This window comes from Variovorax palleresanus (assembly GCF_051144945.1).
In the GTDB taxonomy this organism is placed as follows: domain Bacteria; phylum Pseudomonadota; class Gammaproteobacteria; order Burkholderiales; family Burkholderiaceae_C; genus Variovorax; species Variovorax paradoxus_S.
Window position 1 is genome coordinate 4,923,567 of record NZ_JBJNVP010000002.1, and the last position, 22,503, is coordinate 4,946,069.

Consider the following 22,503-nt stretch of genomic DNA (forward strand, 5'->3'; position numbering starts at 1 on the left):
GTTGTATGGTGTGGTCCCATGAGCAGTCCGTTCTTTCTGCCGGCTTCATGGGTGCGCATCCTGGCGGGGGCTGCCCTGTTCGCGGTTTCGGCCCATGCGGCGGCGTTGCCATCCGATTCCGGGGGCGGGTCCGCTTCCGCCGCCGATGCCTTGCGCGCCACGCATCAACGCATGAGCGGCAAGCTCGGGCGCAGCAGTTTCGGACGGCCGATCCAGCTCGATTCGCAAGAAACGCCGAGCGGGCTGCAGGGCGACATCCATGCGGTGGTGGACCATTCGCTGCCTGCGATCAGTGCCGCACTCAAGCAATCGTCGCAGTGGTGCGAACTGCTCACGCTGCACGTCAACAACCGCCGCTGCCGCGCGGGCACGACGCCGCAAGGCCAAGACATGCTGACGCTGTTCGTCGTGCGGCGTTACGACAAGCCGGTGGAGCAGGCCTTTGAGTTGCCTTTCGTTTATCGGGTGGCCAGTGCAACGCCGGAGTACCTGTCGGTCGAGATGAACGCGGCCAGCGGGCCGCTGGGCACCAGCAACTACCGCGTCACGCTCGAAGCGGTGGCGCTCGACGAGCGAAGGAGCTTCCTTCATTTCAGCTACAGCTACGACCACAACATGATGGTTCGCATGGCCACGCAGGCCTACCTCGCCACCTTCGGCCGCAACAAGGTGGGCTTCACCGTGGAGGGCAAAGGCGCGGACGGCCAGCCCGAATACATCCGCGGCCTGCGCGGGCTGGTGGAGCGCAATGCAATGCGCTACTTTCTCACCCTGGATGCCTATCTTTCCTCAGGAACCGGGGCCTCCGCCGAGCGGCGCGAGCGCCGCTGGTACGCAGCCGCCGAACAATATCCGCGACAGCTGCACGAGATCGATCTGGAAACCTATCTCGCGATCAAGCGCGAGGACCGGCAGCGCGACGGCGCCGGCCGCTGAATTCACGGGCTTGTCACATGCCGCGGCGCTAATCGCCGGGCCTGTACCTGTTGTGCAGGTGCACGACAAGGACAAGCAATGAAAAGAAGATCGAGGATGGGGTGGCTGGCGCTGGTGGGTGCCGGCGCTCTGGTCACTGCCTGCGGTGGCGGCAGCGGCGGTGGAGGGGGATGGGCATTTCCCGTGGTCGGCAGTGGTGGCGGTGGCGGCACGAACCCGCCGCCGGTGGCCCAGTCCAAGACCGGCACTTTCCTCGACGCGGCCGTCGAGGGGCTCGACTACACGGCGGGCGGCAGCGCCAAGGCCAGCACCAATGCGAACGGCGAATTCACCTGCACCGACGGCGAGACCGTGGCCTTCAGTGCCGGCGCGCTCGTGCTGGGCAGCGCTGCCTGCGGGACGGCGATCACGCCATTGAACCTGGCCGGCGGCACCGACGTGAAGGCCGATGCGGTCGTCAATCGGCTGCTCGCACTGCAGAGCTTCGACGAGGACCGCGATCCCTCGAACGGCATTCGCCTGACCTCGGCGCTGAAGGCTGCGCTCACGGCCGGTGCGCTCGATTTCAGCGCCGCGGCCGACAACTTCAACACCGCTCTCAATGCGGTGCTCGCGGGGCTGCCCGCTCCCTACAATGCGCGCATGGTCGATTCGAGCCGCCGCATGCTGGCGCGTGAACACTTCGAAAACACGCTGGCTTCGCGTCTCGCCGCACCGGTGGTCGAAGCCTCGGCGCAGACCAACGCCCTTGGCACCATCGGCATCGGCGTTACCCGCTACCAACTGCAGGCCGATGCCAGCTTCAACGTGCCCTATGAGGGCGACAACGAGAAGACCAGGGCCGACTTCCTCACCGGCTTCCTGCCGGCCTACGGCTCGGGCCTGGCGTTCAAGGGCAAGGCCGACGACGGCGCGCTCGAGTTCTACGCGATCACCGACCGCGGCCCGAACGGCGACGGCCCGACCGCGCCTGTGCCCAACGGCGGCGGCGCCACCAACATCAGCAAGGTGTTTCCGGCGCCGTCGTTCGCGCCGAGCTTCGGCATCGTGCGCATCGGCAAGACCGGCGCGGTGCTCGCATCGAGCCTGCCGCTCAAGCTCGATGCCAACAAGAAGATCACGGGCCTGCCGCCGCAGTCCGGCGTGGGATCGACGGGCGAAACGCCGCTGACCGATCGCTACGTGTTCGATGCCGCCAAGGCGAACTACGACGCCAATGGCCTCGACCCCGAGACGCTGGTGCTCGACAAGGCGCGCAACGTCCTCTGGACCAGCGACGAGTACGGCCCCTTCATCGCACGCATCAACGTCGCAACCGGCGTGATCGAGAAGAAATACGCTCCCGGCAGCGGCGCCGCCGACCTGCCGCTGGTGCTCGCGCAGCGCCGCCCCAACCGCGGCATGGAGGGCCTGACGCTCGATGCTGCCAATGGCAAGCTGCACGGCTTCCTGCAAAGCCCGATCGATCCGAAGGACGGTGCGGGCAAGTCGATCCAGGCGACGCCGCCGGGCGGCAGCAAGACCGACGTGCGCCACATCGCGAAGTTCACGCGCTGGCTCGCGTTCGATCCCGCCACCGAGACATCGAAGCTCTACGCCTACCCGATCGATGGCAGCCAGTACGACAAGAACCGCACCGGCAATGCCAAGCTCGGCGACGTGGTGAGCCTGGGCAACGGCCGTTTCATCGTCATCGAGCAGGGTGCGCGCAAGAGCGACGCCAAGGTGTTCAACAAGCTGATGCTGGTCGAGCTGCCGGCCGATGCGACGGACATCGCGGCCTTCGATCACAACCTGGAGATCAGCAGCATCACGCAGGCGCCATCGGGTGCCGCCGACTACTCCACCGTGGTGACGATGCGCAAGACCGAACTGCTCGATCTCAACGCACTGGGCTGGCTGGCCGAGAAGGCCGAGGGCCTGACCGTGGTGGACGACCAGACGCTGGCGCTGGTGAACGACAACGACTTCGGCGTCAGCACGATCCTGTTCGATGCCGACGGCAAGACCGTGGCCGGCAGCATCGAGGACTGCACGGTGGATGCGGCCGGCGCGATCATCGCCAAGTGCCCGATCGGCGTGACGGGCGCGCGCATCACGCGCGGCAGCGACCTGGAGCGGCCGACGCGCATCTGGCTCATCAAGCTCGATCGCAAGCTGAGCGAACTGCGCCTTTGATCAGCCGGCCAGCGTGAGCAGCGGCACGTCGCGCTCGCGGCCCATGGCCTCGAGTTCGGCGCGCGTGCGGGCCGCCAGCCAGGCGGCCAGGGCCTTGTGCGTGGCCGCCGCCATCATGTCGGGCGGCGCCACGCCCGCCGCTTCGCAGAGGCGGGCCGCGAAATGCGGCTCCAGTGCCGCCACCGCCACGCGGCCATCGGCACAAGGGTAGACGCGGTAGCCCGCATGGGCGCCGCCGACCGCGCCCGCCGGCTGCGTCAGGCCCCACGTGCGCGGCAGCGCCAGCCAGTCGGCCGAAGCGTTCAGCGCCACTTCGAGGTAGACGCCCTCGGCCTTGCCGCCAGCGCGGGCGCGCAGCAACATGGCCTTCAGCACCGCCTCGCTCGCGAGCAGGGCGCCGCCCATGTCGGCATAGAGCGTGGGCGGCAGCTCGGTGCCGGTCACGAGGCCGCTTTCCGCGAGGTAGGTCAGGTCGTGGCCCGGTTCCTCGGCGCGCTCGCCCGGCGCACCGACGATGGCCACCTGCGACAGCAACGGATGGCGCGCCTGCAGCGCGGGCCAGTCGAGGCCCAGCTTGCGCAGCGCCGAAGGGCGGAATGAAGTGAGCAGCACATCCGCCTTCGCGAGTTCGGCGTGCAACTGCTGCTGTCCCGCTTCGGTCTTGAGGTCGGCGGTCTCGATGGCGACGCCTTCGTGCAGCGCGGCGTAGGCGGGCTTGTTGTAGAGACCCATGGGGTCGCCGCCCGGCGGCTCGAGCTTCACGCAGGTGGCTCCCATTTCGCGGCAGCGCAACAAGGCCGCAGGGCCGGGCAGGTTGAGCGCGAGGCTCAGGACGCGAACGCCCGTGAGCGGCTGGAAGGAGGAGGCAGCGGGACTTGGCATGGGCGTAGATCCAGAGAACAGGTCGACAGCCATTTTCACCTTGGCGGGGAGCCAGATTTCGCAAGCCATGGCAGCCGCTGCGGCGTAGCATGTGCCACGGCAGACCGCCTCCTGCCGCTGTTGCAACGATCAAGGAGACCCACCATGTTTGAAGCGTCCCTCATGAGCGGCCAGCGCATTCTCGTGACCGGCGGCGGCACAGGCCTCGGCCGCGCCATGGCCGAGCGTTTTCTGGGCCTGGGTGCCGACGTGGCCATCTGCGGCCGGCGCCAATCGGTCTGCGAAGAAACCGCGGCCGAGTGGCGCCAGCAGTTTCCGGGGCGCCGCATCGACACCTTCGGCGTCGACATCCGCATTGCGCAGAACGTCGACGAGATGGTGGAAAGCCTGTTCCAGAGCGGCGGGCTCACGGGGCTCGTCAACAACGCGGCAGGCAACTTCGTGGCGCCGACCGAGAGCCTGTCGCCGCGTGCCTTCGATGCTGTTGCGAACATCGTCTTTCACGGCAGTTTCTACGTCACGCAGGCCGTGGGCAAGCGCTGGGTGGCCGAGGCCAAGGCCGGCAAATGGAAGGAGGGCGATGCCTTGCGCAGCGTGATGAGCATCATCGTCACGTGGGTCGACAACGGCAGCCCCTACGTGGTGCCTTCGGCCATGAGCAAGGCCGGCATCGAGGTCATGACCAAGTCGCTGGCGGTGGAGTGGGCGCGCCATGGCATTCGCCTGAACGCCGTCGGGCCGGGCGAGATTCCGACCGAGGGCATGAGCAAGCGGCTGAATCCCGGCGAGGAACCCGGCGCGCGCAGCAAGAAGACCAATCCGATGGCGCGCACCGGCCGCATGAGCGAGCTGCAGAACCTGGCGGCCTTTCTCATGGCGCCGGGGCAGTGCGACTGGCTCACCGGCCAGAGCATCATGATGGACGGCGGCAATGCGCTGGCCACGGGCGGCAACTTCTATGAGTTGCGCCAATGGAGCGACGACGACTGGCAGGCCGCGCGCGAGCGCATCGAGGCGCAGAACCAGAAGGACAAGGCGCAGCGCTGACGAGCGGGCGCCGTCCGCCGCCAGGGCATCGGCCACGCGGGTATCGTTGCGCATCAACAGAATTTCAGGAGAAAAGAAGATGCAACTCGTCGGCATGCTCGATTCGCCCTACGTGCGCCGCGTGGCCATTTCGCTGCGCCTCTTGGGGCTTCCGTTCGAACACCGCTCGGTCTCGGTCTTCAGCACCTTCGAACAGTTCCAGGCGATCAATCCCGTCGTCAAGGCGCCGACGCTGGTGTGCGACGACGGCACGCTGCTGATGGATTCCTCGCTGATCATCGACTACGCGGAGACGATCGCGGGCCGCAGCCTCATGCCTTCCGATAGCGCGGCCCGGCAGCATGCGCTGCGGGTGCTGGGGCTCGCGCTCGCAGCGTGCGAGAAGACGGTCCAGATCGTCTACGAGCGCAAACTGCGCCCGCTCGAAAAGCAGCATGCCCCGTGGGTCGACAGGGTGCGCAACCAGCTGGCCGCCGCCTATGCCGGGCTCGAGGCCGAGATACGGAAACTGCCCGCGGTGGCCGATGAAGCCTCCATGGGGCAGGCCGCGCTGACGAGCGCCGTGGCATGGAGCTTCACGCAACTGGTGATTCCCGACGTCACTGCGCCGGCCGATTACCCGTCGCTTGCAGCCTTTGCCGTGGATGCGGAAAAGCTGCCTGCCTTCCTGGCGCTTGCGCAGGTGTGATTCAGTTCGCGATGTCCGCCCCGCGCTCGGCCAGCAGGCTGCGCAGCAGCGAGCGATGGCAGCGCGATTCTTCTTCGCAATAGCAGCCCACGGAAAGCGCCGCGCTGTGTGAAAGGGCGGCCAGCAGGTCGAGGCTGCGGCTCGCGTCGGCTTCGGCCATCTCGGCCTTGTACTTGCGCATGAAGGCGTTCCATTGCGCGGGCGTTGCCGCGTCCTGGCCCAGCTTCATGGTCTCCGCGGACGGGGCGAGATTCGGGTACCACACGTCATACCAGTTCTGCGAGGCGAACTCGGTTTTCGGGACCCCGCGCGGCGGGCGTCGCACGGTGCCGATGCGAAGGCCCTCGCCGCCGGCGCGCGGCGTACCGAGGCGAACGATGCGGATGCTCATGTGCGGTTCCTTCTCTTCTTGCGACGGCCCAGGGGCCTGAGTCCAGGGTGTTGGGTAGGCGACAGCCGCCATCATCGCCGAGTGCCCGTGCGGGGCGATACTGGCGCGAAGAAACCCAAGGAGACATCGCATGCTCGACCGAATCGAATGGACTCGCCACCCCGACGGCGTGGTGCAACTGCAGCTCGCACGCGCCGACAAGATGAACGCGCTCGATCCCGCGATGTTCGACGCGCTGATCGACGCGGGCAGGGCCCTGTGCGGCGACGCCACGGTGCGCGCGGTGGTGATGTCGGGCCAGGGCAAGGCTTTTTGCGCCGGCCTGGACATGGCCTCCTTCGAGCGCATGGGGCAGGGCGCTGCCAGCGCGGTGTTGGGCGCGGCCGCGGATGGTGCCGATCTGTCCGCCCGCACGCATGGCATTTCGAATGCGGCCCAGTTCGTGGCGATGGCTTGGCGCGAGGTGCCGGTGCCCGTCATAGCGGCGGTGCATGGCGTGGCTTTCGGCGGCGGCCTTCAAGTGGCGCTGGGCGCCGACATCCGCATCGTCGCGCCCGACACCAAGCTGTCGGTGATGGAAATCAAATGGGGCCTGGTGCCGGACATGGGCGGCATGGTGCTGATGCGCGGGCTCGCCCGCAGCGATGTGGTGCGCGAACTCACCTTCACGGGACGCGTCTTCTCTGGCGAGGAGGCGCTGCAGCTGGGCTTTGCCACCCGGCTGGCAGCCGACCCGCTGGCGGAAGCGCTGCAAATGGCACACGACATCGCCGCCAAGAGCCCTGACGCCATCCGCGCCGGCAAACGTCTTCTCAATGCGTCGCTGTCGCAGGAGGCGCGCGCTTTGTTGATTGCCGAATCGGTGGAGCAGCAGGCGCTGATCGGGAGCCGCAACCAGGTCGAGGCCGTGCAGGCCAACATCGAGCGGCGTCCGCCGCGCTTCGACCCGCCGGCCTGAGGGTGGCCCCGGGAGGGGGCGTCACGGCGGGCGTTTTTCGGCATTTTTTGGCGCCTTGCAGCCAAATAGCACGGGAATCGGGCTCGATCTCCTGCAATATGTAAGAATTAAGTATCTTTATTTCAGGCGTCTGACCATCGCCACAAAAGAGTTGTTCTTTATGTGATGAAGGTCACGTCTGCCTTGAATTAAGGGTAGGGGAGGGGTGGTGGCTGCTGTCACATTCCTTAACAATTAATTCTTTTGTCTGCGACGGCGTTCCTGCATGTCGACCACGTTTTCCTGCAACCTCAATGTGCCCATCCTGGTGGGCGAGGATCGCTACAAGTACGTCCCCGTCGTCGGGGTCTTTCGCAGCATTCCGTTCGACCAGGTCGATGAGTGGGTGATGCATCCCGGCGGCGGCCCGCGCAGCGATCGCGAGCTGGCGGCCGAAGTTCTTGTCGAAATCCGCAAGCCGCTTGGCACGAGCGGGCGCACCGTGCCGCACTCCTTCGAAGTGGCAGACATTCTTCAGCTGGACCGTGCGGCTGCCATCGTCGTGTCCACGTTCCTTGCCGCATTGCCCCGCGTCTGAGGGCAAGCAGGCCCCATCACCCGGCCGCGCGCGCCTAGTGCCTGCCGCGGGCGTCCACCGGCCAGATCGCAACCAGGGTATCGCCGTCGACCACGTGGTAGGCGTCGTGCAGATTGACGGTCGGGTCGCAGTGGGGCGTGACGAACTCGATGCGATCGCCCAGCGCGGGGCGCTCCGCCGCGAACATCAACTTGCCGTGTTCGTCGCCGAAGAAGGCGTAGCGGCTCGCCGGATCGGCGCCACGCGCCACCACCGGAACGCCGCAGTCGGTGGCAAAGCACTTGGTGCCGCCGTCGACGGTGACCCAGCCCGCCGCATGGGTGCTCACCACCGCCGTCTGCACGAACAGTGACACCTCGAAGGGCGAAGGCTGCGCCGGGCCAGCGAGCACCTGCGTGTATTCCGCGTCCATGAAGACATAGGAGCCGGCCTGCAGTTCGGTGAACGCGTCGCGCTCTGCGTCGAGGTCATGGGTGCCGGTACCCGCGCCGGTGACGATCTCGAAATGAATGCCGCCGCGCTTGGCTTCGGCCACGATGTGCGCGATGGTTTCGCGCAGACTGGCTGCCGCGGCACTGCGCTGTTGCCGGTCGGGTATGTGCTGCAGATTGCCGGCATAGGCCTGCAGGCCGCGCAGCTTCAGGCGCGGCTCGGCCGCAATGCGGCGTGCGAGCTCGAGCACCTGCGCCTCGGTGGCGGCGCCGGTGCGGTTGTAGCCGGCGCCGTAGTCGACCAGCACATCGAGCGGGTGCGTCAGCCCGAGCGTGGCTTCGGCAAGGTCGGCCGCGTTGCGCGGGTCGTCCACCACCACCATCATTCCGCCGGGGCCTGCGAGCCTGGCGAGCTTGACCACGCGTGCGATCTTGCTCGGGGTGACGGCGGGCGAGGTGATCAGCACGCCCGGAATGCCAGCCTTGACCATCACCTCCGCCTCGCCCAGCGTGACGCAGCTCACGCCGATGGCGCCCGCAGCCACCTGGCGCCGCGCAATCTCCACGGACTTGTGCGTCTTGACGTGCGGCCGGAGCCCCACGCCCCGCGCGTTGGCAAACGCGGCCATGCGCTCGATGTTGCGCGCGAGGGCGCCAAGGTCGAGCAGGAGCGCCGGCGTATCGAGCGACTGCCGCCCGCCGGCAATGCCGATCAGCGGTGTATTGACTTGCGTGTCAGGAAGCATGAGCAACTTTCAAATGCGGGAAGGGCGTCTGCGTTGGGGAAGAGGACGAGGAACGCGGAATCGAACGGCGAAATGATCGCACCGAAAGGCATTCTCATTCTGATTGACGGCACCTTGCGTCTGCCGCGCCGGCGCAAGAGAAAGCCGTCAGTCGCCCCGCGATGGTGTTCGGCGCGGGGTGCGCCTGAGCGCCAACCACCACAGCAGCGCCGCATTGACGGCCCATCCTCCCGCAAGAACGATGAGTGCGGTTTGCGCGACGCCCGGCGCCAGATCGAGCGTCACCAACGCCAGCGACCACGGCAACGCCCCCGCGATGGCCGCCAGCATGGCCGTCTCGCTCTCGGGGAAAGCCGCGGACGAAACCACGCACACCGCGCCCGCGGCCGTATAGGCGAGCGCGCCCAGGCGCCACCACGAAGGGAAGAGCGGTCGAGGGTCCGGTTCTGCGGTGTGCATGTGCTGAAGATTGCAGATGGCAGCATCATGCCGCGACAGCCGCTCGCGCGCAGCGGTGTAGGCCTTCAGGCGACGAGTGGCATCAACCGTACGGTTGCGAGCAGGCAGCGGACCGGCAGGCCCGTACGTGGATGTGTGGGTAGAATTCGGCCTTCCCGGCGGAAGCAGAAGCGGCCAAGCCGCTGATTTGCCTGGTGTGGCCCCTGCTTGGGGCCGCGGGTGCGAAGGTTCAAGACCTTGTGTGCCAGCCAAGCTTCTTTCTTCTTCTGTCCGGCCCGGAATCTGCCCGTAGCTCAGTTGGATAGAGCACCTGCCTTCTAAGCAGGTTGTCGGGGGTTCGATCCCCTCCGGGCAGGCCATCTCGCACCTTCACCCAGCCTTACCTCTGCCGCAGCCCTGCCTGCGGCGAAAGTCGTTCATCCCGGAAACTGCACCACCGGGCCGCCAGGCTTGGTACCCGGCGGAACATACGCGGGCGCCGGATCGCCGCCGCGGCCGAGCGAGCGGGTGTAGGTGTAGATGGCCTTCAAGTCTGCGTCGGTCATCGCGCGCACGTTGAACCATGGCATGGGCGGGCGGGGCGTCATGACGCGCGCATGCTTCACCCACTGCTGCTGGCTCATGTCAGCCATGAACAAGCGCAGATTGACCGCGTATGTGGTGCCCCACGGGCCGGACCAGCCCAAGGCGTCACCGGTCAACCACAGCTTCTCGTCCACCTCGCCGTTCTTTGGCGCGTAGCCGGGCGTGTGGCAATCGTTGCAGCCCGCGATCATCACCAGGTAGCGGCCGCGCTGGATCTCGCCCTTGTTCGCCTTCTGGCTTCCACCTGTTTGCGCCCCAGCTAAGGCTGAAGACAGGAGGATGGTCAACACGGCGGTGGAGCGCGCAACGCGGCGAATCAGGTGGGCAGTCGGGGCGGCATGGGGATTGATGCGATCCTTCATTGGCTGGCTCCTGGGCTTGGCGTTCATGTCGAAGTAGACATGGCACCACGGTAGCCCTGGGTGCCGGGCCGCGCATGGGCGCTTCAGCCATTTCTGCCTGGTCGTTTTGTCATGGGCACCGCGGCGTTGTAGCGATCGATGGCCACTGTGGCGAGATGCAACGGTCACAGCTCCCGCAACGTTCGACCTTGTAGCAGTGCAGCGGGAAAACCCGCGACCGAAAGCCCCGACGACGCCCTGGATGGCGCCTGAAAGGCGGCTTGGCGCGTGGCACAGACATTGCCCCCAATCCTCGTGAAGGCATGCCTGCAGGCACGCCCGAGCCGCTATCCACACCCACGAGGAGACACCCCATGCAATTGAAGCTCTTGAACGCGCTCATGGCCATCGGCCTGGCCGCGGCCGGCAGTGCCGGCGCGCAAGTCACGGACAAGATGATCCAGTCCGAAGCCACCACCAACGGCAACGTCCTGACCTGGGGTGTGAACACCCAGGGCCAGCGCTACTCGCCGCTGAAGCAGGTCAACACCGGCACCGTGTCCCGGCTGGCGCCGGCATGGGCCTTTTCCTTCGGAGGGGAGAAGCAGCGCGGCCAGGAGGCGCAGCCCGTGATCCACAAGGGCAAGATGTTCGTCACCGCTTCCTACTCGCGCATCTACGCTCTCGACGCGACCACCGGCAAGAAGCTGTGGAAGTACGAGCACCGCCTGCCCGAGGGCATCATGCCTTGCTGCGACGTCGTCAACCGCGGCGCGGCGCTGTACGACAACCTGGTGATCTTCGCCACGCTCGACGCCCAGCTGGTGGCGCTCGACCAGAACACCGGCGACGTGGCCTGGAAGGAGAAGATCGACGACTACGCGGCCGGCTACTCGGCCACCGCCGCGCCGATCATCGCCAACGGCCTGATCCTCACCGGCGTGTCGGGTGGCGAGTTCGGCATCGTCGGCCGCGTCGAGGCGCGCGACGCCAAGACGGGCCGCATGGTGTGGTCGCGCCCCACGGTGGAAGGCCACATGGGCTACACCTACGACAAGGACGGCAACAAGCAGGAGGCGGGCATCTCGGGCACCGTCAACAACAGCTGGCCGGGCGACCTCTGGAAGACCGGAGGCGCCGCCACCTGGCTGGGCGGCACCTTCGATGCCAAGACCGGCCTGGCCTACTTCGGCACCGGCAACCCGGCGCCGTGGAACAGCCACTTGCGCAAGGGCGACAACCTGTTTTCATGCGCGACCGTGGCCATCGACGTGAAGACGGGCCAGATCAAGTGGCACTACCAGAACACGCCCAGCGACAGCTGGGACTTCGACGGCGTGAACGAGTTCGTCACCTTCGACATGGACGGCCGGCGCGTGGGCGGCAAGGCCGACCGCAACGGCTACTTCTACGTCAACGATGCCACCACCGGCCAGCTCCTCAATGCCTTTCCCTTCGTCAGGAAGACGACCTGGGCCGACGGCATCGACCTGAAGACCGGCCGGCCGAACTTCGTGGCCGCGAACCGTCCGGGCAACCCGGTCGACGGCGACGGTGGCAAGAAGGGCAGTTCGGTTTTCGCGGCCCCGGGCTTCCTGGGCGGCAAGAACCAGATGCCGATGGCCTACAGCCCCGACACGAAGATGTTCTACGTGCCCGCCAACGAATGGGGCATGGACATCTGGAACGAACCGGTGGCCTACAAGAAGGGCGCGGCCTACCTGGGCTCGGGCTTCACCATCAAGCCGCTCAACGAGGACTACATCGGCGCGCTGCGCGCGGTCGATCCCAAGACCGGCAAGATCGCCTGGGAGGTCAAGAACGGCGCGCCGCTGTGGGGCGGGGTGCTCACCACCGGCGGCAACCTGGTGTTCTGGGGCACGCCAGAGGGCTACCTGAAGGCGGCCGACGCCAAGACCGGCAAGGTGCTGTGGGAGTTCCAGACCGGCTCGGGCGTGGTTGCGCCGCCGGTCACCTGGCAGCAGGGCGGCGAGCAGTACGTGGCCGTGGTCTCCGGCTGGGGTGGCGCGGTGCCGCTGTGGGGCGGCGAGGTGGCCAAGAAGGTCAACCTGCTGGAGCAGGGCGGCATGGTGTGGGTCTTCAAGATCCCCTCCACCGGCAGCACGCGCACCGCACGGGCGGGCGATGTCCGCACCGCATCCAACTGAGGAGGCGCCATGACGAATCGCAACAGCGAAGGGAGCCGCGATGCCTCCCGCCGGGATTTCGTCGGCCGCGCGGTCGGCGGCGCCTGCCTGCTGGCGGCAGTGCCGGTGCGCGTGCTGGCCGCGCCGCCGCGGGCCGAGGAGAACGACGAGACGTCGGTGCAGCTCGGCTACAAGCACGACACGAAGAACGTCGACAAGAAGAAGTACCCCCGCCATGCGGCCACGCAGGAATGCGTGAACTGCGCGATGTGGCAGGGCACACCCACGGATGGGTGGGCGGGCTGCGCGATGTTCGGGCGCAAGCAGGTCGCGGCCAAGGGCTGGTGCATGGCCTGGGCGCCCAAGCCCGCGTGAGCGGCGGAGCGCGTCTCCGTGCCCTTCAGCGCGGGGACGCACGGTGGCAGGCGGGCATTGCGCCCTGCCTGCCGGCGCAGCGCAACGACGGGTCGGCCGCCTTCACAGCGAGATCTCCATGCCGTCGTAGGCCACCTCGATGCCATGGCTTTCGAGCACCTGGCGCTGCGCGCTGGCGGCATCGAGGATCGGGTTGCTGTTGTTGATGTGGATCAACACCTTGCGCCGCGCCGACGTGGCCAGCATCGCGTCCACCATGCCGCCGCGCGAGCCGGCGCCAGTCTGCGGCAGATGCCCCATGTCGCTGGCGGACCTGGTGCCGAGGCCTGCGTGGCGCATTTCGTCCTCGGCCCAGAAGGTGCCGTCGAGCAGCAGGCAGTCGGCGTCGTGCATCCAGCGCAGTTCCTCCGGGCCCACCTCTGCAAGGCCCGGCGCGTAGAAGAGGCGGCGGCCGCCCTGCAGGTCCTCGATCAGGAGGGCGATGTTGTCGCCCACCGTCTGTTCGCGGCGGTGCGGCGAATAGGGTGGAGCCTTGCCGGGTATGGCCACGGCGGTGAAGCGCAGCGAGGGGAAGCCCGCGACGCTGAAGTCGACGAGGGTCTGGGTGCCGGCCACGGCCAGCATGTGCCAGCGCGTGCCGCAGTAGTGCTCCAGCACGCTGAGCACGGGAAAGGAAGTGGTCAGGTCCTCGAACACGCAGGGCGTGGCATAGAGGTCGATGCAGGGCCCTTCACGCAGGCCGAGCAAGCCGGCGACGTGGTCGATCTGCGCATCCATCAGCACCACCGCCTTGATCGGCGTGTCGCGCAGTCCGTGGCGCGGATGCAGCTGGGCGTGGCTGCGGATCTGCTGGCCGATGTCGGGCGATGCATTGAGCAGCACCCACGATTCGCCGTCCGCGGAGACGGCGATCGAGCTTTGCGTGCGCGCGCAGGCATCGAGCACGCCCTGGCGCTGGCCTGCGCACAGCGGGCAGTTGCAGTTCCATTGAGGAAAGCCGCCGCCCGCGCCGGAGCCGAGGACAAGGATTTTCATGAGGCCTCAAAAAACGCGGGGGTCGACCATTGCATGAAGTCTCCTTGTGTGGGCTGTGCCGGTCCGGGCGGAATTGCCGGGCGGCGGAATTCCGCAAATCGCATGCCCACGCGGCGCGATGCGCGAGGCGCGCCGAAATACAGGTGGTTTCCCTTGGGAGCGCGCGCGAAATGCTCCAGGCTGGTACAGCGCCGTGCGGCGCTGGCACAGGGGTTTACCCGAGGCTTCGCACGCGCCCCGTCAATCGCCCTTGTTCCAGCGCAGCTTGCGATAGATGGTGTTGCGGCTGATGCCCAGGCGCTTGGAGGCGACGGAGATGTTGCCGTCGGCCGCCGCGAGGGCGCTGCGAATCATGTCGATCCCGGCTTCCCCCAGGGTGCGCGGAACGTCTGGTGGAGCGTCGGGCGAGGGCTCGGCGTCGCGCGAGGGGAGCATCGTGTGCTCGGGTACGGCAGCAGCTGGCGCTGCCTCCGGCAGGGCGGGCGCTCCAGGGGGAAGCGGCGCCGCTGCCTGTGCTGCTGCAGCGGGCGCGGCCTGGGGCCGCACGCGCCGGACATCCTCCAGGAAGTCGTCCGACAAGTGGTGTTCGCAGATGTGCCTTTCGCCCGCGCCCATCACGGCGGCGGTGCGAAGCACGTTGGCGAGCTGGCGCAGGTTGCCCGGCCAGGCATAGGCCTTGAAGAGCGCCAGCACCGAGGCGTCGATCTCGGGCGTGTCCTGCGGGCATTCGGCCAGCAGGATGCGCCGCGCCACCACGTCGAGGTCGCTGCGCTCGCGCAGCGCCGGCAGCCGCACCACCAGGCCGTTGAGGCGGTAGTACAGGTCTTCCCGGAAGGTGCCTGCGTCGATCATCTCGCGCAGGTTGCGGTGCGTGGCGCCGATGACGGCAATGTCCACCGGGATCGACTTGAGGCTGCCCAGAGGGCTGACGTTGCGCTCCTGCAGCACCCGCAGCAGCCGCGCCTGCAGGGACAGCGGCATGTCGCCGATCTCGTCCAGGAACAGCGTGCCGCCGTTGGCCTGCACGATGCGCCCCACCGCGCCCTTGCGGCGCGCGCCGGTGAAGGCGCCATCCTCGTAGCCGAACAGCTCGGCCTCGATCAACGATTCGGGAATGGAGGCGCAATTCACCGCCACGAAGGGCTGCCGGGCGCGATTCGAATCCTGGTGCACGGCGCGCGCGAGCAGCTCCTTGCCCGTGCCGGTCTCGCCGAGGACGAGCAGCGGAATGTCGCGGTTGATGACGCGCCGCACCTTCTGCAGCGTGGCCGCGATCTGGGCGTCGCCGGTGTCCAGGTAGTGCAGGCCGGAGAAAGGAGGCTGCGAGGAAGGGCAGGGGTTCCGTGTCGCCGCGGCGGCGCCATCACCCGCCGCGTGCGCCCGAGGAGCACTCGCCTCGCCGGGCATGCGCGGCTCCACCGAGGTCACGGGCATGTCCAGCACCACCCCACGCTGCGGCCCGTTGAATCGGGCGCTGACATGGAACTGCTGCCCATTGGCCGCATGCAGCATCATCGGCGTGGGCAGCGGCGCGCGGAAATGGTCGAACACGGCCGAGGCCGTGATGCCGAACAGGCTGGTCAGGCTCTGCATGCGCAGCGCGGCGATGCTCATGTCCAGCTGGTCCAGTGCGCCGCGGTTGGCGCCCAGGATCTTGCCGTCGACGCCGACGACGATGATCCCCTCGAGCAGCGTGCCGATGAACTCCGCACGGCCATGGAAGTGCAGCCGCAGGCGGTTGCCGTAGTCGTCCGACAACCACTGGTTCTCGATCATGCGTGCCGACATGCGCACCAGGCCCATGGTGTGCTGGTGGTAGGAGCGCTGGTCGCCGGTGACGTCGAGCACGCCCAGCATCTCGCCGCGGGGATCGAAGATCGGCGCGGCCGAACAGGTGAGGAAGTTGTTGGCGTGGATGAAGTGCTCGCCGCCATGCACGACCGTCGGCGTTTCCTCGACCAGCGTGGTGCCGATGGCGTTCGTGCCCTTGGAATGCTCGGCCCAGCTCACCCCCGGCGTGAGCGCCACCTTGTTGGCGCGCTGCAGGAACTTGTCGTCGCCGACGGAGTGGAGGATGGTGCCGGTGGTGTCGGCCAGCACGATCATGCTGTCGGTGTCGACGATCTGCTCGAGCAGCATCTCCATCACCGGCGCCGCGTGCGTGAACAGCCGCTGGTTGCGCTCGCGCGCCACCACGAGGTCGCTGCGCCGCAGCGGATCGAAGTCCGGCCGCTCGATGCGCGACAGGCCCAGCGCGGCGCAGCGCTGGTGCCACTGCTCGATCAGCTCGGTGCGGCCTGCTCGGGGTGGCGTGACGGCCAGCGTCGATGGCTTGGTCCAGCCCTGTGGAGGGCTGGCTGGGGCATGAAAGGCGTCAACCATCTGCTGTCTCCTGTCCTGCTTCTTTGAGCGGGCAACTTGTCTCTGGCCAGTTTGAGGAATGCTCTCACTGGGTTGCTTCATTCTGGAACACCCCCAGGGAGCGCGGTGTTCCGAGCCGACGCTGCAGAGGCAAGGATGCCACAGCAACCGGCCCTTGTGGGCACTGTCCCGGTGTCGGGACGGTACAGGGAAGGCAATTTGTGTTCCCGCTTGCAGCAACAGACCGTTGGCACAGCGATTGCAAATTTGTGGGGGTTCCCAATCACCACAACGGAGACCCGACATGATGAATCCCGATCCAAGAATCCTGCGGCCCCTGGTCCGTCCGCCGAGGCTGCGCAAAGCGGTGCTTGCGGCGGTGCTGAGCGTGGCCGCTTCCGGCGCTGCCTGGGCCCACGGCGACGTCACGCCGCAGGCCGTGGACACGTCGTCGCTGCCGAAGCTGGGCGATCAGTGGCGCGCAGAGAACCCGTTTCGCGGCAACAGCGGGGCCATGCAGATCGGCACCTCCGCCTATAACCAGAACTGCGCGCGCTGCCACGGCATCGACGCCATCTCCGGCGGCATCGCACCCGACCTGCGCAAGCTCGACAACGATTGCGCCGCCCTCAAGGACGCCGCGCGCAAGGCGGCCTGCGTGAAGGAGATCGACGACTTCTTCCTCACCACCGTGCGGCGTGGCCGCACGCGCAACGGTGCCGTCTACATGCCGCCGTTCGAAGGAGCGATGAACCAGGAGGCGATCTGGGCGATCAAGACCTACCTGGAGACGCGGCGCGACAAGCCGATGTGAGGCGGCTGCGATGCACACACTTCCTTCCTTCTTGTCGCGCCGCGAATGCCTGCGATGGGCCGCGGCCGCCGGCGTGGCCGTGCTCTCTGGCACGGCACGCGCGGGCACGCTCGACAGGATCCGCGCACGCGGCACGCTGAGCGTCGCGATCTACCAAGACATGCCCCCGTTCCACGTGGCCGGCCAGGGCATCGACATCGAACTGGCGCGCGCGTTGGCCGGCGCGCTGGACGTGAAGCTCTCGCTGCTGCCGTTCCTGGCCGACGAGAACATGGGCGACGACCTGCGCAACATGGTGTGGCGCGGCCACTACCTGGGCTTCGGCCCGGCCGACGTGATGCTGCACGTTCCAGTGGACCGCCCGCTGATGAACGAAACGCCGCAGGCGCTCATCTTCGCGCCGTACTACCGCGAGCGCGTGGTGCTGGCGCGGCGGCTCGACCGCTTGCCCCAACTGGACACGCTCTCCGCGCTGGGCGATGCGAAGGTGGCGGTGTCCGGCAAGACACTGGCGGGCTGGCTCATGATCGGCGCCGACAACGGCGCCTACCGCGACCAGCTCGACACCCAGCCGAAGGACGGTGCCGAGGCCGCCCGCGCCCTGCAGCGCGGCGAGGTGGCCGCCGCCGCGGGGCTCGCCTCCGAGATCGAGTCGGTGTTGCGCGGCGACGCTCGCTTTGCTATTGCGCCGCTGCCTTCGCCACGCATTCAGGGCAACGGCTGGGCGGTGGGCATGGCGGTCAGGAAGGACGCGACCGACCTGGCCCAGGCGCTGCAGGCCAGCGTCAATGCCCTCGTTCAAGGCGGGCGGCTGCGCACGATGTTCGAGGGGGGAAACGTCGACTGGCAGGCGCCGTGAGTCGACGAGCGATGGCAGCGATCCTGCGCATTCCAGCGGATACCAACGAGCAACACCAACGACGGACCACGCGTCCGAAGACCCCATGAACATGCCCAATTCCATCGAATCCGTCCTTGTCGAGAACCGCGTATTCCCACCCGACGCCCGCGCCAGCTCTGGTGCGCGCATCTCCGGCATGGCCGCCTACGAGGCCCTGTGCCGGGAAGCCGAGCAGGACTTCGAAGGCTTCTGGACCCGCCTGGCCCAGGACAACCTCACCTGGACCAAGCCCTTCACCAAGACCCTGGACGAATCCAACGCCCCCTTCTACCAATGGTTCGGCGACGGCGAACTCAACGCCAGCGCCAACTGCCTGGACCGGCACATCGGCACCCCCGTCGAACACAAGACCGCCATCGTCTTCGAGGCCGACGACGGCGCCGTCACCCGCGTCAGCTACAAGGAACTGCTCGCCCGCGTGAGCCAGTTCGCCAACGCCCTGAAGGCCGCCGGCATCCAAAAGGGCGACCGCGTCATCGTCTACATGCCCATGACCGTCGAAGGCGTCGTCGCCATGCAGGCCTGCGCGCGCATCGGCGCCACCCACAGCGTCGTGTTCGGCGGCTTCTCGGCCAAGGCCCTGCAAGAGCGCATCATCGACGCCGGCGCCGTGGCCGTCATCACCGCCAACTACCAGCTGCGCGGCGGCAAGGAGCTGCCCCTCAAAGCCATCGTGGACGACGGCATCGCCATGGGCGGCTGCGAGTCGATCCGGGCCGTGTTCGTCTACGAGCGCACCCCCACCGCCTGGAATCGCGTCGAAGGCCGCGACCAGAGCTTCGCCGAGGCCCTCCAGGGCCAGAGCACCGACTGCCCGCCCGTGCCCGTGAACGCCGAGCACCCCCTCTTCATCCTCTACACCTCCGGCTCCACCGGCAAGCCCAAGGGCGTGCAGCACGCCACCGGCGGCTACCTGCTGTGGGCCCGGCTCACCATGGACTGGACCTTCGACATCCGGCCCGAAGACGTGTTCTGGTGCACCGCCGACATCGGCTGGATCACCGGCCACACCTACGTGGCCTACGGCCCGCTGGCCGCCGGCGCCACCCAGGTGGTGTTCGAAGGCATCCCCACCTTCCCGCACGCCGGGCGCTTCTGGCAGATGATCGAGAAGCACAAGGTCAGCGTCTTCTACACCGCCCCCACCGCCATCCGCTCGCTCATCAAGGCCGCCGAAGGCGACGAGAAAGTGCATCCGAAGAACTGGGACCTTTCGAGCCTGCGCATCCTCGGCTCGGTGGGCGAGCCCATCAACCCCGAGGCCTGGATGTGGTACCACCGCCATATCGGCCGCGAGCAATGTCCGATCGTGGACACCTTCTGGCAGACCGAGACCGGCGGCCACGTGATCACGCCGCTGCCCGGGGCCACGCCGCTGGTGCCCGGCTCCTGCACCCTGCCGCTGCCGGGCATCATGGCCGCCATCGTGGACGAGACCGGCAAGGACCTGCCCCACGGCGCGGGCGGCATGCTGGTCATCAAGCGGCCCTGGCCCTCGATGATCCGCACCATCTGGAACGACCCCGAGCGCTTCAGGAAGAGCTACTTCCCCGAGGAGATGGGCGGCACCATCTACCTGGCCGGCGATGGGGCCGTACGCAGTGCCGACCGCGGCTACTTCCGCATCACCGGGCGCATCGACGACGTGCTGAACGTCTCGGGCCACCGGCTGGGCACGATGGAGATCGAATCGGCGCTGGTGTCCAAGACCGACCTGGTGGCCGAGGCGGCCGTGGTGGGCCGGCCCGACGACGTGACGGGCGAGGCGGTGTGCGCCTTTGTCGTGCTCAAGCGCAGCCGCCCGACCGGCGAGGAGGCCAAGCAGATCGCCAACGAGCTGCGCGCCTGGGTGGCCAAGGAGATCGGGCCGATTGCCAAGCCCAAGGACATCCGCTTCGGGGACAACCTGCCCAAGACGCGCAGCGGCAAGATCATGCGGCGCCTGCTGCGCAGCATTGCCAAGGGGGAGGCGATCACGCAGGACACGTCCACGCTGGAGAATCCGGCCATTCTGGAGCAGTTGTCACAACGGATTTGAAAAGCAAAACGCCTGCAACAACTTACGTTATTGCAGGCGTTCACTTTTTTTGGTCGGGGCGAAAGGATTCGAACCTTCGACCCTCTGGTCCCAAAACAGACCGAGAATCCATAAAAATCAACGACTTGGCGCCATTTTGTCTAACGCAAGTTCGGCGCTTTGGAGTTGTTTTTCCCTCTGACGAGTAAACGCCGTTAGACGGATTTCAGCGCGTCGCGCTGGTCTTTTTTGCCCGCTTGTGGCGCACGTAATCGGCGGTCTGGGTCTGGGTGCTGTGGCCGCCCATGGTCTGGGCTTGGCCGATGCCGCGGTCGGTCACACCGTCGATGTCCGTGAGCGCCTTGGCGCGCAGGTCGTGGAAGTGGGCGTTCTTGACCTTGGCCCGCTCTCGAGCGCGAGTCCAGGCGGTCGAGGCGCCGTCGTAGGTGTAGGGCTCGCCCTTTAGCGTGGAGAACACGTAGCGCATGCTGACCGGCTTCGCCTTTCCGGCCTTGCCCTGTTGGCCGGGCACTGGCGGCGGGTGCTTCAGCCGCTCGATGACCGCCTTCAGCTTTGGCGTCCACTCGATGAGAATTCGCACGGCCGTCGAGTCCGCGGTCTTCGCCGGTTCGAAGAGAATCCCTTCCTTCCGAATCTGCGCCCACTCCAGCGTCAACAAGTCGCTGATGCGCTGGCCCGTCAGGTAGGCCATGTCGATCAGGCAGCAGATCGTGTGGCCCGACCTCGTGCGGTTGCCATCGTCCCCATAGCAGGCTGCCACCTTGATGCGCCGCAACTCGCTGTCCGTGATGTAGCGCGTGCGCGCCTTCACCTTCTTCGTCTTGACCGGGTCGACGGGGTTGCTTCCTGCCGGTCGGAACCCTTTCACTTCGGCGAATCGAAGGCGCTCGCGCAGCGCGGCCCTGTAGGCGTTGTAACTGCGCGGCTGCGCGTCCCAGGTCTCCAGGAAGTCGATCACGATGGGCGGCGTGATGTCGCGGGCCCGGAACTCGGCGAACGCCTCCGAGATCGCCTTGTTGTGCGTCCTGTCGTCGGCTTGGGTCTTCTCGGTGTGCTTGCTCCCGATTTCCTTCATCCACGCGGCGCAGAGCTTCGGCATCATGTCGTCGAGCGACTTGTCGGTCTCGATCTTGGCCAGCGCCAGGTACATGGCCGAAAGGCCTTCCTTGATTCGGCAGAGCTTCGTCCACTTCCGCTCATCGCCAACTGCAGCGACGTGAAAGTAGCTTCCGTGTTTCTCGTAGACCCTCGGCGGGAGGTCGCGTTTCATGCTCTCTTCCTTGTGACCGGTCGAAGTCTGGGCTCGTTCGCCGGCATGCTGGCGCCGGCGCTGACCGCATCGTAGTGCGGCCGCTCGAGGATGACACTACCGTCAACCCGCGACCGGCGCGCCCGGTAGAAGCCCTGGCGCAGCAGCTCGGCCATCTGCTCGGCTGACCGCTTGTAGCCTGTGAGCTGCTTCAGTTCGGCGCGGGTCAGGATCGCGCTCGCCTGCTGCGCCTCGGCACTCGACGCCAGGGGAGTTTCGGCCGTGGTCATTGAATCTCCTTCAGCGCGTCGTCGCGCGCTCGGTTCAATTCGGACATCTTGCCGAGGTCGCCGCCGCGGTCGGGGTGGTAGGCCGAGGCGAGGCGCCGATAGATCTCGGACAGCTGCGCACGGTTCGTCACACCGGTGCCGAACACGTCCCGCCATGAGCGCGGGCCCATCGCAGTCTGCTGCTGGGGCGGTGGTAGCGCCGAGAAGCCGGTGAACGCAGCTTCCAGCATGTCGCCGGTACCCCAGCGGGCGATGCCGCGCAGCGCCTCGATGGTCTTGGCGATGGCCTGCATGTTGTGCTCGATCTTCTCCCACCGGTCGCACGCGAAGGACATCTGCCGCTTCTTGTAGGTGAAGTAGACCGAGACGCCCGGATCGTCCGGCTGGCGCTGGTTGGCGAGCGGCAGCCCATCCCGCCGGAGCGCGGTGTTCGTGCTGATGACAATGGCCGGATCCGGGTAGCGGCCGGCCAGGCGGCCGATCTCGGCAACGATGTTGTCTCGAGCGCGAGCGAAGGTCACATCGAACTTGGCGCGCTCTCGGCGCCAGCGTTCGGTGCGCGGCCGGCCGACGGGCCATTGCAGTGGATAGGCTTCGGCGCTCACCTGGCGTCTCCTTCACCGGTTTCGAGCGGCGCGTCGTCGGGTTTCGACGCAGCTGCGCGGCGCAACATGCCATCGCACCCACACACTGACCAGTCGCCGCCGCAGACGCCGCAACGGCCGTCATCCATTCGGATACTCGCTTGGCTGCTGGCGTTTCTCCGGCTGTCGTCACGTTTTGCCATCTCGACCGCCTTGTCGAGGGTGCTGGCGCTGAAGTGAACGGGGCCAACCGGCGGAAACACGACCCAATGACCCGGAGCCCACAGGTTCGCGTATCGGCGCAGCGCAACACCAGCGTTCATGCGGTCGCGCTGCTCCGGGGTCATCTTGTGGTGATCCATGCCCGCCCAGCGCCACAGCTGCTCATGGTCGATGCGGTCGGCCAGGTCAAGCAACCGCTGTTGCTTCGCGCTAGGGGACATTTCGCCTTGTGCTTGTTCGGCGGGGTCGCGTGGGGTGTCGTTCATGT

At 67.2% G+C, this 22,503-nt stretch carries 22 protein-coding genes and 1 tRNA gene; 12 read left to right on the forward strand and 11 right to left on the reverse strand.

What is annotated here, in order from left to right; genetic code table 11:
• Positions 1-18: 18 nt before the first annotated feature.
• Both ACJ7Z0_RS26925 and ACJ7Z0_RS26930 read left to right on the forward strand, forming a co-directional pair.
• Entirely contained in the window at positions 19-936 is a 918-nt protein-coding gene (locus tag ACJ7Z0_RS26925) for a hypothetical protein (protein ID WP_434792280.1), read from the forward strand.
• A 78-nt stretch (positions 937-1,014) separates the two neighbouring features.
• Positions 1,015-3,114, forward strand: a complete 2,100-nt coding sequence (locus tag ACJ7Z0_RS26930) for an esterase-like activity of phytase family protein (protein ID WP_434792281.1) — start codon at positions 1,015-1,017, stop codon at positions 3,112-3,114.
• Here ACJ7Z0_RS26930 and ACJ7Z0_RS26935 read toward each other — a convergent pair whose 3' ends face one another.
• Positions 3,115-3,996: a CoA transferase gene (locus tag ACJ7Z0_RS26935; protein WP_434792282.1), complete on the reverse strand. Its 882-nt coding sequence runs from the start codon at positions 3,994-3,996 to the stop codon at positions 3,115-3,117.
• A 144-nt stretch (positions 3,997-4,140) separates the two neighbouring features.
• Between ACJ7Z0_RS26935 and ACJ7Z0_RS26940 the strand changes: the two genes are divergently transcribed.
• Positions 4,141-5,043, forward strand: coding sequence for an SDR family oxidoreductase (locus ACJ7Z0_RS26940; RefSeq protein ID WP_434792283.1), 903 nt, complete (start codon positions 4,141-4,143; stop codon positions 5,041-5,043).
• A 79-nt stretch (positions 5,044-5,122) separates the two neighbouring features.
• Positions 5,123-5,731, forward strand: a complete 609-nt coding sequence (locus ACJ7Z0_RS26945; protein ID WP_434792284.1) for a glutathione S-transferase family protein — start codon at positions 5,123-5,125, stop codon at positions 5,729-5,731.
• Between the two features lies 1 nt (position 5,732).
• Here the strand turns inward: ACJ7Z0_RS26945 and ACJ7Z0_RS26950 are convergent, their stop codons facing one another.
• Positions 5,733-6,122: a DUF488 domain-containing protein gene (locus tag ACJ7Z0_RS26950; RefSeq protein WP_434792285.1), complete on the reverse strand. Its 390-nt coding sequence runs from the start codon at positions 6,120-6,122 to the stop codon at positions 5,733-5,735.
• Positions 6,123-6,252: 130 nt separating this feature from the next.
• Between ACJ7Z0_RS26950 and ACJ7Z0_RS26955 the strand changes: the two genes are divergently transcribed.
• Both ACJ7Z0_RS26955 and ACJ7Z0_RS26960 read left to right on the forward strand, forming a co-directional pair.
• Complete coding sequence (locus tag ACJ7Z0_RS26955; protein WP_434792286.1) at positions 6,253-7,080, forward strand: crotonase/enoyl-CoA hydratase family protein; 828 nt, start codon at positions 6,253-6,255, stop codon at positions 7,078-7,080.
• 265 nt (positions 7,081-7,345) lie between these two features.
• The gene (locus tag ACJ7Z0_RS26960; RefSeq protein ID WP_431131910.1) at positions 7,346-7,657 is read left to right on the forward strand and encodes a hypothetical protein; all 312 of its coding nucleotides are present in this window, start codon (positions 7,346-7,348) and stop codon (positions 7,655-7,657) included.
• 34 nt (positions 7,658-7,691) lie between these two features.
• Here ACJ7Z0_RS26960 and ACJ7Z0_RS26965 read toward each other — a convergent pair whose 3' ends face one another.
• Both ACJ7Z0_RS26965 and ACJ7Z0_RS26970 read right to left on the reverse strand, forming a co-directional pair.
• Positions 7,692-8,834, reverse strand: coding sequence for a DSD1 family PLP-dependent enzyme (locus tag ACJ7Z0_RS26965; protein WP_434792287.1), 1,143 nt, complete (start codon positions 8,832-8,834; stop codon positions 7,692-7,694).
• A gap of 147 nt (positions 8,835-8,981) precedes the next feature.
• Positions 8,982-9,293, reverse strand: a complete 312-nt coding sequence (locus ACJ7Z0_RS26970) for a hypothetical protein (RefSeq protein ID WP_434792288.1) — start codon at positions 9,291-9,293, stop codon at positions 8,982-8,984.
• 282 nt (positions 9,294-9,575) lie between these two features.
• On the opposite strand from ACJ7Z0_RS26970, the gene ACJ7Z0_RS26975 reads away from it, so the two are divergent.
• Positions 9,576-9,652: transfer RNA gene (locus ACJ7Z0_RS26975), tRNA-Arg, on the forward strand.
• A 57-nt stretch (positions 9,653-9,709) separates the two neighbouring features.
• On the opposite strand, the gene ACJ7Z0_RS26980 is transcribed toward ACJ7Z0_RS26975, so the two are convergent.
• Entirely contained in the window at positions 9,710-10,240 is a 531-nt protein-coding gene (locus ACJ7Z0_RS26980) for a c-type cytochrome (protein ID WP_434792289.1), read from the reverse strand.
• A gap of 353 nt (positions 10,241-10,593) precedes the next feature.
• On the opposite strand from ACJ7Z0_RS26980, the gene ACJ7Z0_RS26985 reads away from it, so the two are divergent.
• Positions 10,594-12,387: a PQQ-dependent methanol/ethanol family dehydrogenase gene (locus ACJ7Z0_RS26985; RefSeq protein ID WP_434792290.1), complete on the forward strand. Its 1,794-nt coding sequence runs from the start codon at positions 10,594-10,596 to the stop codon at positions 12,385-12,387.
• A 9-nt stretch (positions 12,388-12,396) separates the two neighbouring features.
• On the forward strand, positions 12,397-12,741 hold the full coding sequence (locus ACJ7Z0_RS26990; protein ID WP_434792291.1) for a high-potential iron-sulfur protein: 345 nt from the start codon (positions 12,397-12,399) through the stop codon (positions 12,739-12,741).
• 102 nt (positions 12,742-12,843) lie between these two features.
• Here ACJ7Z0_RS26990 and pqqB read toward each other — a convergent pair whose 3' ends face one another.
• Positions 12,844-13,776, reverse strand: coding sequence for a pyrroloquinoline quinone biosynthesis protein PqqB (pqqB, locus tag ACJ7Z0_RS26995; RefSeq protein WP_434792292.1), 933 nt, complete (start codon positions 13,774-13,776; stop codon positions 12,844-12,846).
• 240 nt (positions 13,777-14,016) lie between these two features.
• On the reverse strand, positions 14,017-16,158 hold the full coding sequence (locus tag ACJ7Z0_RS27000) for a sigma-54-dependent Fis family transcriptional regulator (protein WP_434792293.1): 2,142 nt from the start codon (positions 16,156-16,158) through the stop codon (positions 14,017-14,019).
• Positions 16,159-16,441: 283 nt separating this feature from the next.
• Here ACJ7Z0_RS27000 and pedF point away from each other — a divergent pair, with 283 nt between their 5' ends.
• The 3 genes from pedF to acs all read left to right on the forward strand — a co-directional run bounded on the left by pedF (position 16,442) and on the right by acs (position 19,890).
• Positions 16,442-16,951 (forward strand): cytochrome c-550 PedF, encoded by a 510-nt coding sequence (gene pedF, locus ACJ7Z0_RS27005; RefSeq protein WP_434792294.1) that lies wholly within the window; start codon positions 16,442-16,444, stop codon positions 16,949-16,951.
• Between the two features lie 10 nt (positions 16,952-16,961).
• Positions 16,962-17,810, forward strand: coding sequence for a substrate-binding periplasmic protein (locus ACJ7Z0_RS27010; protein ID WP_434792295.1), 849 nt, complete (start codon positions 16,962-16,964; stop codon positions 17,808-17,810).
• 85 nt (positions 17,811-17,895) lie between these two features.
• A complete protein-coding gene (gene acs, locus ACJ7Z0_RS27015) occupies positions 17,896-19,890 on the forward strand; it encodes an acetate--CoA ligase (RefSeq protein WP_434792296.1) in 1,995 nt (664 codons plus the stop codon).
• Positions 19,891-20,095: 205 nt separating this feature from the next.
• On the opposite strand, the gene ACJ7Z0_RS27020 is transcribed toward acs, so the two are convergent.
• The 4 genes from ACJ7Z0_RS27020 to ACJ7Z0_RS27035 are packed head-to-tail and all read right to left on the reverse strand — an operon-like array spanning position 20,096 to position 22,501.
• Complete coding sequence (locus tag ACJ7Z0_RS27020; RefSeq protein ID WP_434792297.1) at positions 20,096-21,160, reverse strand: tyrosine-type recombinase/integrase; 1,065 nt, start codon at positions 21,158-21,160, stop codon at positions 20,096-20,098.
• The gene (locus ACJ7Z0_RS27025) at positions 21,157-21,429 is read right to left on the reverse strand and encodes a DUF4224 domain-containing protein (protein WP_434792298.1); all 273 of its coding nucleotides are present in this window, start codon (positions 21,427-21,429) and stop codon (positions 21,157-21,159) included. Before ACJ7Z0_RS27025 ends, ACJ7Z0_RS27020 begins: the two co-directional genes overlap by 4 nt.
• Positions 21,426-22,034, reverse strand: a complete 609-nt coding sequence (locus ACJ7Z0_RS27030; protein ID WP_434792299.1) for a hypothetical protein — start codon at positions 22,032-22,034, stop codon at positions 21,426-21,428. Before ACJ7Z0_RS27030 ends, ACJ7Z0_RS27025 begins: the two co-directional genes overlap by 4 nt.
• On the reverse strand, positions 22,031-22,501 hold the full coding sequence (locus ACJ7Z0_RS27035) for a hypothetical protein (RefSeq protein ID WP_434792300.1): 471 nt from the start codon (positions 22,499-22,501) through the stop codon (positions 22,031-22,033). The genes ACJ7Z0_RS27030 and ACJ7Z0_RS27035 overlap by 4 nt, the downstream gene beginning before the upstream one ends.
• Positions 22,502-22,503: the final 2 nt, after the last annotated feature.